The sequence below is a fragment of the Desulfosarcina alkanivorans genome (genome assembly GCF_009688945.1).
In the GTDB taxonomy this organism is placed as follows: Bacteria; Desulfobacterota; Desulfobacteria; order Desulfobacterales; family Desulfosarcinaceae; genus Desulfosarcina; species Desulfosarcina alkanivorans.
The window spans coordinates 6,559,873-6,573,977 of sequence record NZ_AP021874.1 but is presented as its reverse complement, the minus strand read 5'-3'; the positions used below and the strand labels follow the sequence as shown (position 1 = coordinate 6,573,977).

General features: G+C 59.7%; 13 protein-coding genes. 2 read left to right on the top strand and 11 right to left on the bottom strand.

Features of this window, described 5'->3' with window-relative positions:
- Positions 1–127: 127 nt before the first annotated feature.
- Positions 128–496, top strand: a complete 369-nt coding sequence (locus DSCA_RS28535) for a hypothetical protein (protein WP_155319675.1) — start codon at positions 128–130, stop codon at positions 494–496.
- Between the two features lie 126 nt (positions 497–622).
- Here the strand turns inward: DSCA_RS28535 and DSCA_RS28530 are convergent, their stop codons facing one another.
- On the bottom strand, positions 623–835 hold the full coding sequence (locus DSCA_RS28530; RefSeq protein WP_155319674.1) for a hypothetical protein: 213 nt from the start codon (positions 833–835) through the stop codon (positions 623–625).
- Between DSCA_RS28530 and DSCA_RS28525 the strand changes: the two genes are divergently transcribed.
- On the top strand, positions 834–2,396 hold the full coding sequence (locus DSCA_RS28525) for a sigma-54-dependent Fis family transcriptional regulator (RefSeq protein WP_197904685.1): 1,563 nt from the start codon (positions 834–836) through the stop codon (positions 2,394–2,396). The two genes, DSCA_RS28530 and DSCA_RS28525, sit on opposite strands and share 2 nt — an antisense overlap.
- Positions 2,397–2,431: 35 nt before the next feature.
- Here DSCA_RS28525 and DSCA_RS28520 read toward each other — a convergent pair whose 3' ends face one another.
- The 10 genes from DSCA_RS28520 to mraY form a co-directional block, all read right to left on the bottom strand.
- Positions 2,432–4,168, bottom strand: coding sequence for a radical SAM protein (locus DSCA_RS28520; RefSeq protein ID WP_231716308.1), 1,737 nt, complete (start codon positions 4,166–4,168; stop codon positions 2,432–2,434).
- A 45-nt stretch (positions 4,169–4,213) separates the two neighbouring features.
- Positions 4,214–4,420, bottom strand: a complete 207-nt coding sequence (locus DSCA_RS28515) for a hypothetical protein (RefSeq protein WP_155319673.1) — start codon at positions 4,418–4,420, stop codon at positions 4,214–4,216.
- 65 nt (positions 4,421–4,485) lie between these two features.
- Positions 4,486–5,682 (bottom strand): cell division protein FtsZ, encoded by a 1,197-nt coding sequence (ftsZ, locus tag DSCA_RS28510; protein ID WP_407924262.1) that lies wholly within the window; start codon positions 5,680–5,682, stop codon positions 4,486–4,488.
- Positions 5,683–5,802: 120 nt separating this feature from the next.
- Positions 5,803–7,035: a cell division protein FtsA gene (gene ftsA / locus DSCA_RS28505; protein WP_407924221.1), complete on the bottom strand. Its 1,233-nt coding sequence runs from the start codon at positions 7,033–7,035 to the stop codon at positions 5,803–5,805.
- A 1-nt stretch (position 7,036) separates the two neighbouring features.
- The gene (locus DSCA_RS28500; protein WP_155319670.1) at positions 7,037–7,894 is read right to left on the bottom strand and encodes a cell division protein FtsQ/DivIB; all 858 of its coding nucleotides are present in this window, start codon (positions 7,892–7,894) and stop codon (positions 7,037–7,039) included.
- Between the two features lie 79 nt (positions 7,895–7,973).
- Positions 7,974–9,371: a UDP-N-acetylmuramate--L-alanine ligase gene (murC, locus tag DSCA_RS28495; protein ID WP_155319669.1), complete on the bottom strand. Its 1,398-nt coding sequence runs from the start codon at positions 9,369–9,371 to the stop codon at positions 7,974–7,976.
- On the bottom strand, positions 9,362–10,486 hold the full coding sequence (gene murG, locus DSCA_RS28490) for an undecaprenyldiphospho-muramoylpentapeptide beta-N-acetylglucosaminyltransferase (protein ID WP_155319668.1): 1,125 nt from the start codon (positions 10,484–10,486) through the stop codon (positions 9,362–9,364). The genes murC and murG overlap by 10 nt, the downstream gene beginning before the upstream one ends.
- A complete protein-coding gene (gene ftsW, locus DSCA_RS28485; RefSeq protein WP_155319667.1) occupies positions 10,473–11,597 on the bottom strand; it encodes a putative lipid II flippase FtsW in 1,125 nt (374 codons plus the stop codon). Before ftsW ends, murG begins: the two co-directional genes overlap by 14 nt.
- Positions 11,594–12,955: a UDP-N-acetylmuramoyl-L-alanine--D-glutamate ligase gene (gene murD, locus DSCA_RS28480; protein WP_231716307.1), complete on the bottom strand. Its 1,362-nt coding sequence runs from the start codon at positions 12,953–12,955 to the stop codon at positions 11,594–11,596. The genes ftsW and murD overlap by 4 nt, the downstream gene beginning before the upstream one ends.
- A 26-nt stretch (positions 12,956–12,981) precedes the next feature.
- On the bottom strand, positions 12,982–14,061 hold the full coding sequence (gene mraY / locus DSCA_RS28475; protein WP_155319665.1) for a phospho-N-acetylmuramoyl-pentapeptide-transferase: 1,080 nt from the start codon (positions 14,059–14,061) through the stop codon (positions 12,982–12,984).
- Between the last annotated feature and the right edge of the window lie 44 nt (positions 14,062–14,105).

Here is a 14,105-nt window from a genome sequence, read left to right as displayed (position 1 = left end):
AATTTTTATTTTAATCATGTAGTTATACATCGTTCAAGGTTATGGCACGCCTCCTGCTCGAATGATGAGCAAAGCCCGGTCCGTCAACAGGTATCTCGATGGTGACCACAGAGGAGAGGAGGCACCGATGAAAAAAACAGGCTTAACTTCAAGGACGCTTGCCGCCCTGATGATCATGCAATTGGCGGGTGTGGCGGTCCCGGTGATGCATGCGTCGGATTACTTCCCGTTAGATGTCTGGGAAGAGATGGCAGCCTGGCAGCCTGGCAGCGTTGCCGATGAAAGGCTCACCGGACGCGATGGCCCCCCCATGTCCATAAAGGGGTATGGGCTGGAAACGGTCCAGACGTCTTTTCCGTTTGATGTCTGGAAAGAATTAAATGATCTCGGCAGCATGGGCGCCCCCAGGGCCGACACGTTCGACGTTGGTTACGGCCGGTCGGAAAAATACATACCGGTCCCCTACTGGCTTCCCGAGGAGCTGCACGTCCCCTGACCGGCGATGCGGCACAGCCGCGACGGGGCTTTCAATAGGATCGGCAATCATGGATTCGGATCATCCCCGGTCGCTCCGGTGAAAGGCATCAATCCGGCACTTTCGTTTTGATACGGGCTTTCGCATTCACCGGAGTGATTTGCTGCGGCTTTCGAACGGCAGCCGCCCGACACGCTTGCGGCTTTTCAGCACACCTTCCGATAGCGCATCCTTTGATTGACTGCCCTCCCCAATAGTCATACAATTCATCCAGACGACATTGGATCGATCTTTTCTTTCTTTTCCGGCGCTTGCATTTTTCACCCCATCTATTTTTTCAACGGCCTGTGGCGTTCGCATGATGAATGACCTCGACTATAACTTTTACAGGGTCCTTTTTGAAGATCTCGACCCTGCCCGACTGATGAAGCGCTTTCTGGAACTGCTTTTAAAAATTCAGAATGTCGAGCGCGGTTCCATATGGATCAGGGAAAAGGACCATTTTGTATGTGTCGAGTCCTTGGGCGGGCCATCGCAAATTGATATCATCAAAGGCGCCAGTATCCATGCTGACGAAAAGAGCATTGTCGGATGGGTGATGGAAAATGGCCGGATGACGATCGCGGAGGGAGGCAAGGACCCCCGTCATTTCAAGGCCTTTGAAAAGCATATGCAGCTGAAGAGCGCCCTGATTCTGGCATTTCCATTGATCCTGAGAGACGGGCAGGTCTATGGCGTCGTACAGATCGTTGATACCAGTGCGGGCGGCAGCCGGTTGAATCTCGACGACCACTACCTGCGGATTCTGAAAAGCATTGTCGATATGGGCGCCATTGCCATAAACAACGCCTTGCAGCATACCGATCAGATTGCCAGGAACCGCAAACTCGAGCAGACCCTCCGTGAAATCCGGAACCGGATCCAGATAATCGGCCAGAGCGCCTCCTTCCTGGAAGCGATGAAAAAAGTACGCGATTACGCACGAACGGACTTTCCTGTGCTGATCACCGGTGAAAGCGGAACCGGAAAAGACCTGGTCGCCATGGCGCTGCACAACCTCAGTTCGCGCAAGGATAAGCCGTTTGTGGTTCAAAATTGCAGTGCCATCCCGGAAACCCTGCTGGAAAGCGAGTTGTTCGGCTACAAAAAAGGAGCATTCACCGGCGCATCTGACGACAAAACCGGCCTTTTGATGGCCGCTACCGGGGGGACGGTTTTCCTGGATGAAATCGGCGATATGTCTCGGCTGTTGCAGTCCCGGCTGCTGCGCGTCATTCAAAACAAGGAAATCAAACCGCTGGGAGAATCCAACACCCACAAAATCGACATACGGATTATTTCGGCGACCAACAAAAACCTGAACGAAGCCGTGAAAGAAAAAACATTCAGGGAAGACCTGTACTATCGCCTCAATGTCCTTCCCCTTCACCTGCCACCTCTGCGGGAACGAAAAAATGACATCCCCCTGTTGCTGAAATACTTCATCAAGCGGGAATCGCTTGAATTGGGGCATTTCCAAAAACGTATTTCAGACGAGGCGTTGTCCTGTCTGGTAGATTATCGATGGCCGGGCAATATCCGTGAACTTGAAAATTTCGTGAAATATATTCTCAGCACGGTGGATGGCGACATGGTGGGTGTCACCGACCTTCCTGACAATTACAAGCATCCGGCTCACCGCCAGCTGCCCGGGGGCGAATCGCTTCCGTTTGCGGACGGTGCACCGAGCGGGCAACCTGCCGACCCGGCGGGCAGACCGGATTTCCCTTTTACCGGCTTAACATGGGAGGCGCTTGACAAGGCCTATGTCCGCCACCTTCTTGAAAAGAACAACTGGGTCGTCACCCGGGCGGCCAGGGATGCCGGCATGAATCGATCCACATTCGATTCCAGAATGAAAAAATTGGGCATCCGGAAATGAGGGGGAGGGGGGGCGAGACCGGCGGCACACCGTCTTCAGCCGCCCGGCCGGCCTTTGCACACCCCGCAGATGCTGCATTTCGAGGGATCGGCCGGACAGGGAGCGGAACTCCGCCCGGCCAGTGCCCGGCGGTACTCCTTCAGCAGGAAGGATTTGTCGATACCCGGGTCGATGAAGTCCCAGGGGAACCGTTCTTCGGGACCCCGCTCACGGTGGACGTAAAAATGGGGGTTGACCGGCGAGGCCTTGAAGGTCTGGGGCCAGTTGCCCCTGTTCCGGTGAGCCAGCATCAGGATATCCGCCACCCGCCGGTCCCCCCGGGCAATCACACCCTGCAGGTAGGCCCACCGGGGCACGTCCGCATGCACACGCACATTGGCCGTTTTTTTCAATCCCGTCTTCACCATTTTGTTCTTTCGTTTCAGGGTCTTCACATCGTCCATGGCCACCCATTGAAAGGGCGTAAAGGGTTTGGGCACGAAGGAACTGAGGCTCACGGTAATTTCTCCGATGCGCCCCTTTCCCCGGCTGGTCTGAAGAAAACGGTGTTTGATGCGCTTGACCAGATCGACGATGGCGGCGACATCGTCATCGGTTTCCGTGGGCAGGCCGGTCATGAAATAGACCTTCAGGTTGGGAATCCCGGCGGCCACCAGGATATCGGCCGCAGCCACCACGTGGTCTTCGGTGACGCCCTTGTTGACCACCCGGCGCATGCGCTCCGATCCGGCATCCGGAGCAATGGTGGCCGTTTTCACCCGGCTCTTTTTAAGTGCATCGACCAGCGGGCCGTCCAGGGCATCGGCCCTCAGGCTGCTGAACGAAAACCGCACCTCGCGACCCCGGTCTTTGGCGCACAGTTCCCGGATGCCGGGCAGGTCGGACACGGCGGCGCCCACCAGGCCGATGCGGTCGGTCAGCGCACACCCCTCGTCCACCTGGGGGTCAAGCAGGCCGAGGGGACGAAACCGCGGCGGCCGGTAAACATATCCGGCACTGCAGAACCGGCACCCATGGGGACATCCACGGGAGACTTCGATGAGGTAGGTGTCCGAAAAGGTGGTGTCCGGGGTCAGGATGGTGCTGGCGGTTGGCAGTTTCGACAGGTCCGGCACCACCAATCGCCGGACGGCGGGGGGCACATCGAAAAGCGGTGAGAATTCCGCCAGGGTGCCGTCTTCCTTATAGTTTACCTGATAGAAGGCCGGCACATAGAGGCCCGAAACCCGGCGGGCCATGTCGAGCAGATTATCCTGCTTGTCGACCGACGGATCAAAGGTCTCGAAAAATGCCGATATCAGGACCTCGGCCTCCCCCAGCAAAAAGGCATCGATAAACGGGGCCAGGGGCTCCGGATTGAGAAAGCAGAAGACTCCCCCTGCCATCACAAGGGGGAATGTGGTGCCACGCCGGGCAGCCGGCAGGGGGAGTCCTGCTGTTTCCAGGATGGTAAGCACGGCGGGTGCATCGTTCTCGTATGAGATCGAAAAGGCAATAATGTCAAAGTCTTCGATGGGCGTCTGGGACTCGACGGTCAACACCCGCTGGTTTTTACCGCCATCCTGTTCCGGTAAAAAAGCCCGTTCACAAACCACATGGTCAATATCGTTGATCAGCCGGTAAACGGTCTGGAACCCCAGGTTGGACATCCCCACATGATAGCTGTTGGGGTAGACCAGGGCCACGCGAATACGGCCGGCGGCCGGCTTGCGAATGACGCCGCGTTCCATCGCCGCATACGCTTGGGATAATTGTCGAGGTCCAGTTGCCATCTCCCGGGCATCCCTTTATCCGCATCGACCGCTGTCCATTGGCGTTCAGGATCGGGTCGGCACCGTCATGACGGCCTCGTCGACCGGCACCATCATGGCGACCATCCGGCTCTGCTGCCGGCGATCCATGCCGCTGCGGCGATCCATGCCGCTGCGGCGTTCAGGAAGGCAGCAGGCATATGAATAGTTGCGTCGATCGCCACCCATCCTGCGTCCACCGGTCAGGTGGTCGCTGCATTTATCTGGCTGCATCGTCCGTCCTTTGGTTCAACGTTATCGCAGCTGGCCCGGAGGCGCCCGAGCCCTCCCTCACAGGGTCAATCGGCCTTGCGCCTTAAAAAGGTAGGGACATCGAGGTCATCGTTGTCGATGACAATCCCCTTGTACTCCCGGTAGAGGTCGCTGGCCGGCCTTTCGTTGGCGGCCTGCCGCCGGCGGATAAAGGTCGGTTCGTCCAGTTCCGTGGAACGGGCCAGGTCAGCCGGTGTGATGTCACGCACCTTGCCACCGTATGTCGGGTCGCTGACATGCGCCGCCGCCTCCTTCGGATGCGGCTTGTCCTTTTCACCGATGCCGGTGGCAATGACCGTAACGCTCATTTCATCGCCCACGCTGTCGTCGATGACCGCACCCCAGATGATCTCCGCATCGTCGCCCACCTCGTTGTAGATGCGCTCGGAGGCCTCGGTCATTTCCTCCATGGTGAGGTCGCTGTTGGAGGTGATGTTCATCAGCACCCCCTTGGCCCCGCCGATGGCGATGTCTTCCAGCAGCGGATGGGATATCGCCCGTTCAGCCGCTTCCACCGCCCGGTTTTCTCCGCTGGAGATGCCGATGCCCATAATGGCCATGCCGGCCCGGGACATGGTGGTCTTGACGTCGGCAAAATCGAGGTTGACCAGGCCGGGCATCATGATCAGGTCGGTGATGCCCTTGACCGAGTGGAGCAGGATCTCATCGGCCTTTTTGAACATGTCCACCATCTTGGCGTTCTTGGAGGCCAGCCCCCGCAGGCGGTCATTGGGGATGGTGATCACCGTGTCCGCCGCTTTTTTAAGCTCGAGTATGCCTTCATCGGCCTGTTTGGCCCGCTTTCTGCCCTCGAAGGAAAAGGGCCGGCTCACGACGGCCACGGTGAGGATGCCCATTTCCTTGCACAGCCGTGCTATTACCGGTGCCGCACCGGTTCCCGTACCCCCGCCGAACCCGGCGGTGATAAAGACCATGTGGGAATCGGACAATGCATCCTTGATCATTTCCGCATTTTCCAGGGCCGCATCCCGCCCCACCTGGGGATTGGCGCCGGCGCCCAGGCCTTCGGTGATCTGGGTTCCCAGCTGAATGCGCATCTCCGCCTGGGATACGTCCAGCGCCTGGGCATCCGTGTTGGCGGAAATGAACCGGACGCCCTGCAGATTGCTGGCGATCATGTTGTTGATCGCGTTGCCGCCTGCCCCGCCCACGCCAATCACTTTGATTTTTGCCGAGTTTTCATTTTCCACGTAAGTAAACATACCAGTCATAATCTCCCCCTTTTCTTGTGTTGCCCATAGCGGCGCTTGCCTGTACGCCTTGGTTTTCAAGTTAATCACGATGATCGATCTCCCATGGGACGCCCTGTCTTCCCCCCGGAATCAGATGACGTCCCTGAACCATTTCTTCATCCGGGCGACAAGCGTGTTGAAAATATTCTTGTCCCGGATGCGGAATTTTTTCTCCGGCTCCTTTTTGGCGCCGTATATGACCAGCCCCACACCGGTGGCATACATCGGATTGTTCACCACGTCGGTAAGGCCGCCGATGCCCTGGGGCCGCCCCAGGCGTGTGGGCACGCCGAAAATCGCCTCGGCGATATCGGTGGTGCCGTCCAGCAGGGCGGTGCCCCCGGAAAGGACCATCCCCGAGGCGACCATGTTTTCCATGCCGGCCCGGTATATCTCCCGCTGAAGCAATGTGAAGATTTCCTCCATGCGGGGTTCGAGGATTTCCCCTAAAATCTGCCGGGGAAGCTTGCGGGACTCGCGTCCCCCCATCCCCGGCACCTCGATGGTTTCGTCCGGGCTGATGGCGCCGCCATTGCACGTGCCGTATTTACGCTTGATCTGCTCCGCATCCTTCAGGGGCGCCCTCACGCCGATGGCAATGTCATTGGTCAGGTTGTCGCCCCCCAGGGCCAGCACGAACGTGTGTTTGATGTTTTTACCCGAAAAGATGGCCAGGTCGCTGGTACCGCCCCCCAGATCAATCAGGCCGGTGCCCAGCTGTTTCTCCTCGTCGGAAAGCACCGCTTCACCCGAGGCCAGGCTCTCCAATACGATGTCGCATACATCCAGTCCGGCCCGGTTGGCGCACTTGACGATATTGTGGGCCGAGGTGACGGCACCGGTTACGATGTGGATTTTGGCCTCGAGGCGCACGCCGGCCATGCCCACCGGATTCTGGATACCGATCTGATCATCCACGATGTACTCCTGGGGCAGCACGTGGATCACCTCCCGGTCCATGGGGATGGCGACTGCCCGGGCCGCATCGATGACCCGTTCAACATCCTGATCGGTGATCTCCTGGCCCTTGATGGCCACGATCCCGCGGCTGTTGAAACCGGTGATATGCCCGCCGGCAATGCCCGCATATACCGAGGAGATCTCACATCCGGCCATCAATTCAGCCTCTTCCACAGCCTTCTTGATGGATTCCACCGTCGATTCGATATTGACCACCACACCTTTTCGCAGTCCGATCGACGGGTGCGTTCCGATGCCGATGATATTGATCTCCGGGCCTGTCACCTCACCGACCACCGCGCAGATCTTGGTGGTTCCGATGTCCAGGCCGACGACGATCGTGCCTTCCCTGGGTCCCTGCAACTTACACCTCCTCATGGTCCGAACCGGACAAACCGGCCGATGCCAACGTCACCACGATCCGATTGATGTCAAAAAGATCGATGACCCGATACCGGGCCAAACGACTGTCACTGCCCACGCGGGCCATCACCGCTTCCAGCGCCTTCAGCTTTTCAGGATAGCGACCGAATCCCAGCTTCACCATCCGGTCGTTTTCACCCAGGTAAATCGTGGCCCCGATTTCTCGATCCACCCGAATCCGGCGGATGTCCGAAAAGGGCGGCGCACTGCCGGTTTTACCCGCCAGGCGAAACAGGCTCATCACGATTTTGAAGGCCTTGGTGGACGGCCTGCCGGGAACCGGCAGGTCCGTATGATCCAGACCCTGCACCCGCGGCAACCCGCCGGGGTCCGAACCGTCCGCCCGCTTGAACACCCAGCCGGCGGTGTTGATCACAAAATGCCGCCCATCATCCATCTCCAGAAGGGCCAGCGGTTTCTCTTCACGGACATGAAACCGCAGCACCGAGGGAATTTCCCTGCTGACCGTCGCCTCGGCGATCCATGGATGGGCCAGCAGCCGCCGGCGGGTCGTGGTCAGGTTCACGGCCAGGATGTTGGACCGGGTTCCGACGCCGGCAATCTCCATGACCTGCTGCCGGCTGAGCCGCTGCTGGCCGGTCACTTCGATCCGGCGTGCCCGGAAGTGCCCGGACTGGGTAAAATAATCGTATGTGAATATAAACCCGCCGCTGGCCGCCACCAATGCCAGGACTCCCAGCAGGACCCTGGCCGTATAGACGGCACGGGCCTTGAGCAGGGAGCGGCGGACGGCCCTCTTTTTTTTGAATCGGTTTTTGCGGATCGGTTTCGTTTTCAAATTTCAGTCAGTCGTCTCAGGTTTAGCGTTTATCGTTCGTACGTGCTGGTCTTTCGTTTCCGGGCGGCGGCCGCCGACCTCAGCCTTCTGTCGTCTGTCCCCAGCTTTCAGCCATCCGCTCCAGAACCATCTCTCCCACTCGATAGACATCCCCGGCCCCCAATGTCAGCAGCACATCGTTGGGTGCGAGCATCTTTACGAGGTGATCGACACAGGCCTCGAGCGTGTCCAGACAGGTAACGTCCCGGTGGCCGTGGGCACGGATGCAGTCCCCCAGCGCCTCACCGCTCACCCCCGGGATGGGGGCTTCGCTGGCCGCATAGATCGGCAGCACCACCAGCACATCGCTGTTGTTGAACGAACGGGTGAAATCCTCCAGCAGGGCCCGGGTCCGGGTGTACCGGTGGGGTTGAAAAACCACCACTTTGCGACGGTCCGGCCAATTGCTCTTGACCGCATCGAGGGTCACCTGAATCTCCGTGGGGTGGTGGCCGTAGTCATCCACCACGGTAATGCCGTTGACGTCACCCTTTATCTCCATCCGGCGCTGAACCCCTTCCGCAGTCTCCAGGGACCGTTTGATGGCATCCAGCGCGATGTCCAGCTCCAGGCCAACGGCAATGGCGGCCAGGGCGTTGTATACATTGTGCATGCCCGGCATGGCCAATTGAAATTCGCCCAGGCTTTCTCCCCGGTGAACCACCGTGAACCGGCTTTTCATCTGGCCGAAACTGATGTCCCGCGCCTGGTAATCGGCCTGGGCGCTCCGCCCGTAGGTGGTCAGCCGTTTCTTGATACGGGGGAGGAGGCCCTGGAGCGGCTCGTTGTCCAGGCAGAGCACGGCCAGGCCGTAAAAAGGAATCCGGTCGATAAAATCGAGGAACACCGATTTGATGGCATCCATGTCCTCGTAAAAATCCATGTGTTCCCGGTCAATATTGGTGACCACGGCAATGGCCGGGGAAAACTTGAGAAATGAGCCGTCGCTTTCGTCGGCCTCGGCCACGATGAAGTCGCCCTGTCCGAGCACCGCGTTGCGGCCGATGCTTTTGAGCTTGCCGCCGATGACCACGGTGGGGTCCAGCCCCCCGCCGGCCAGCACGTTGGCCACCAGGGAGGTGGTGGAGGTTTTGCCATGGGCACCGGCAACCGCCACGCTGTATTTGAGACGCATGAGCTCGGCCAGCATTTCGGCCCGGGGGATGACCGGAATGGCCGACTGCCGGGCGGCTGCCACCTCCGGGTTTTCCATGTCGATGGCCGAGGAAACGACCACCACATCGGCGCCGGCAATCTGACCGGCGCGGTGGCCGACTTGGATGGTGCCGCCCAGTCGCGCCAGACGGGCCGTGATGTCCGTAGCCTTCAGATCGGAACCGGAAACCCGGTAACCCAGATTCAGCAGCAGTTCGGCAATGCCGCTCATGCCGATGCCGCCAATGCCGACAAAATGAATATGGTATTTTTTCAAATACATGCTTGGTTCCCCACCAGTTGATAGCAATCGTCCACGATGACCCGGGCCGCCTCGGGTTTCCCCAATGCCCGGGAGCGTGATGCCATGTCGGCCAACAGGTCCGGACCGCCGGCAAACCGGTCGAAGCACTGTGCCAGTCCGCTGCCGCTCAGGTCCCGCTCCAGCACCATCTGGGCCGCACCCCGGTCGACCATGGTCCGGGCGTTCAATTCCTGATGGTTGTCCGCGGCGAAGGGATAGGGGATCAACAGGGCCGGCTTGCCCAGGGCGGTCAACTCGGCCACCGTCGTGGCGCCGGCCCGGCAGACGACCAGGTCCGCCTGGCCGTAGCGGGAGGCCATATCATTGAAAAACGCCTTCACTTCGGCGTCGATCCCCGTTTTCAGGTAGGCGGCCGCTACCTGATCCTGATCCGCGGCACCGGTCTGGTGAACGAAACGGATGTTCGCGGACGATCGAACCAGTGGGAGGGCCGCCATCACCGCCTGGTTGATGGCGTGGGCGCCCTGGCTGCCGCCCACGACCATGACCGTAAATGGGTCCCGTTGGTCCGCGCCAATGGCCGCTGCCGCCAGGATCTGAGGACGGACCGGATTGCCGGTGATGCGCATCTTTGCGGGATCGATCTTTCCCCGCGTATTTTCGAAGCTGACGTAGATGCGCCTGGCCATGGGAAACAGCATGCGGTTGGTGATGCCGGGAACCGTGTTCTGTTCACACACGACCATGGGGATACCCTTGAGCCAGGCGGCCAGCGCCACCGGCCCGGCCGCATAACCGCCCACACCGACCACCAGGTCTGCCTTCACGTCGGCCAGAATGCCGGCGGCGTGCAACAGGGCAGCGGGGGTTTTCATGGCTGCCCGGACCCGGGCCCATCCCCCTTTTCCCTTGATCCCCTCGATGTCGATGGTTCTCTGGGGATAGCCGGCCAGGGCCAGGGCTTTTTTTTCAAAGGGACGGCCGGCCCCCACGAAGAGCACCCGGCTGTTCGCATTGCGCACGATGAACTCACCGGCCACGGCGATGCCGGGAAACAGGTGCCCGCCGGTGCCGCCACCGGCAACGACCACGTTGAGCGGCCGCCACGCTTGTCTGGATTCAGTACCGTGCATTCCGTGCTCCGATATTCATCATGATGCCCACCGCCGCCATGTTGATCAGCAGGCTGGTGCCGCCGTAGCTGAGAAACGGCAGGGTCAATCCCTTGGTGGGCAGCAGGCCCAGGGCCACCCCCATGTTGATGCACACCTGCAGGCCGATGGTGACGGTGATCCCCATGGCCAGAAACGACCCGAAGCGATCCTGTGCATGACGGGCGATGCGAATCCCCCGCATCAGCATGATCGCGTAAAGCAGGATCACGATCATGACGCCGATGAGACCCAGTTCTTCCCCCACCACGGAAAAGATGAAATCCGTGTGCGGTTCGGGAAGATAAAACAATTTCTGGTACCCTTTGCCCAGACCCGCCCCGGTGATGCCCCCGGTGCCGAAGGCCATGAGTGAATGAACGATCTGATATCCCTCGTCCGCCGAATACTGCCAGGGATCCAGAAAACTCATCAGCCGCTTGACCCGGTACTCGGCCTGGGTCATGAACAGCCAGGCCATTGGCGCCAGCACAACGACCACCGACAGCAGGTGGGTGATGCGGCATCCGCCCACAAACAGCATGATCCAGGTCAGGGCGGCGAAAATCACCACCGATCCAAAATCCGGCTGAACCAGCAGCAGTGCCGTAAACAGGCCAAGAACCAGGAAATGGGGCAAAAACCCCACGTAAAAATCCCGCAGCAGGTCATCCTTTTTGCTCATCGAGTAGGCCAGGTAAACCACCAGGGCCATGCGGGCCAGCTCCGACGGCTGAAAACGGATCGGCCCGAGCTGCAGCCAGCGGGCGGATCCGCCAGCCGTCACGCCCCATCCGGTAAAGGCCACGGCCACCAGCATCATGACGGCCGCCGCCAGCGCCGGATACGTCATCAACCGATATAACCGGAAGGGGATGTAGCTGAATGCCACCAGCACCATGATGCCCACCAGGGAGAAAATGGCCTGCTTTTTCAGAAAAAAGTAATCACTGCCGTATTTTTTGAAAGCCAGGGCGGAACTGGCGCTGTATACCATGACGATGCCCATGCCCACGAGCAGCAGAACGGGGAACAGCAACCCCAGGTCATAGGTTACCGGTTGACTCCCGTTTCGCTTTACCGCAGTGCTCATCCCAGCCTTTCCACGATTTCCCGGAACCGATCGCCCCGCTGGCCGTAATTGTCGAACATATCGAAACTGGCACAGGCCGGGGAGAGGAGGACGGTGTCCCCGGCCACGGCCGCATCGAAAGCCTTTTCGACCGCCTCTTCCATGGAGGTGGCTTCGATGATTCCTTTTTCCGGATCCCCGGCCAGGGCGGTAACGATCTCGTCCCTGGCCTCGCCCATGGCCACCAGGGTTTTGACATGCCGGCGCACCGGCGATTTGAGCCCGGTGAAGTCGCCCTTTTTGTTCTGGCCGCCCATGATCAGCACCACCGGCGTGTCGAAACAGGACAGCGCCCGTTTCACGGCATCCACATTGGTGGCCTTGGAGTCATTGACAAAGCGCACGCCACCGACCCGGCCCACCGTTTCCAGACGATGGGCGAGTCCCTGAAATTCGTCGATGGCCTGCTGAATACCCGCGACCGTGGCCCCCTGTCCAAGGCATGCCAGGCAGGCGGCCGCCATGTTTTCGCGATTATGGGGGCCGAGCAGCCCGGTTTTGTCCAATGAAAAGCAACCGCTTTGACGGCCGCCATCGAAAACCAGGATCCTGTCCTTGAATATCTGTGCCCCGTTGACCACCGCCTGATCCGAAAAAAGCTGCCGGCGGGCCACGGGCGGATGTTTTTTGATCATCGCCGCCACCGTGGCATCCATGGCGTTGAGCACCGCCGAATCTGCGGGCCGCTGGTTGTTGAATATCCGCCACTTGGATTCCGCGTATGCCGAAAACGTCGAATAGCGGTCCAGGTGGTCATCGGTGATGTTGAGCATCACGGCGGTATCCGGCCTGAAATCGATGGTGGTATCCAACTGGAAACTGGAAGTCTCGACCACGACGACATCGGCCCGCGGATAGGCACCGTCGGCATAGGCAATCAGCGGAGTGCCGATGTTACCGCCGACAAAGACCCGCTTTCCGCTGTTGCCAAGCATATGTCCCACCAGCTCCGTTGTCGTGGTTTTTCCATTGGTACCGGTCACCGCCAGGATCGGTTCGGCGATGAAGCCGGCGGCCAGTTCCAGTTCTCCGATCACCGGGGTACCCTTCACCCAGGCCGGTTCCAGCATCGGCAGGGTATGGGGCACGCCGGGACTGAGCACCACCAGATCGGCCCTTTCGAAATCCCCGGCATCATGGCCGCCCAGCTTAAACCGGATGTCCAATCCGCCCAGGGCGTCGATGGCGGCTTTCAGGGAATCGGCGGGCGCGCGATCCGTCACTGTCACCCGGGCTCCCCGGCGGACCAGAAACCGCGCCGCAGCCACCCCGGACCGGCCCATTCCCACCACCACAACCTGTTTGTTTTCAATCAGCATGCAACCGTCCCGTTTCAGCACCAGCGTTAGCGCAGTTTCAGGGTACTCATGGAAATCAGGGCCAGGGCGATGGCAATGATCCAGAACCTTACGATCACCTTGGGCTCCGGCCATCCTTTCAGTTCAAAATGGTGGTGAATGGGGGCCATGCGAAAAATGCGGCGCCCCTTGGTCATCTTGAAAAACCCCACCTGAAAGATAACGGACAGCGCCTCGATGACGAAAAGGCCGCCCACCAGTGCCAGCAGGATCTCCTGTTTGGTAATCACGGCGACGGTGCCCAGGGACGCGCCCATGGACAGGGATCCCACATCCCCCATGAACACCTGGGCCGGGTAGGCGTTGAACCATAAAAAGCCCAGCCCGGCACCGGCCAGGGCGCCGCAGTAGACGGTGATCTCCCCGCACCCGGCAACCGGGGCGATCTGCAGGTAGTCGGCAATTCGCGCGTGACCGGCCACATAGGCGAAAATCATGTAGGTCACGGCGGCAATGATAACCGGACCGATCGCCAGCCCGTCCAGGCCGTCGGTCAGGTTCACGGCATTGGAGGCCCCGACGATGACCAGGGCGGCGAAAAAAATGTACCCCCAACCCGGATCCGGCGTTATCCGTTTGAAAAAAGGGATGCTGAGCCGGGTCGAGAACTCGGGCACCAGGGTGGCCAGCCATCCGACCAGCAGCGCCAGGAGTACCTGAAGGAGCAATTTCTGTCTGGCGGTGAGCCCCAGGCTGCGTTTTTTGACCTGCATCAGGTAATCGTCGGCAAAACCGATGGCACCGAACCCCAGGGTGGCCAGCAGGGCGATCCAGACAAAACGGTTGGTCAGATCGGTCCACAACAGGGTGGACCCGGCCACCGCGAAGATGATCAGTACGCCCCCCATGGTGGGGGTGCCCGCCTTTTTGAAATGGTCCTTGGGCCCGTCTTCCCGGATGTACTGGCCCACCTGCATCATGGAGAGCCGCCGGATCACCCAGGGCCCCAGCAGAAAGCAGATCAGAAAGGCCGTAAGGCTGGCGTAAATGGTCCGGAAGGTGATGTACCGGAACACGTTAAAGGCTGCGAAAGTCGTATGCAGCGGATATAGGAAGTGGTAGATCATCTGGTGATTGTCTGCTTCTCTTTTGGTTTAGGTTCGCTTTCCGG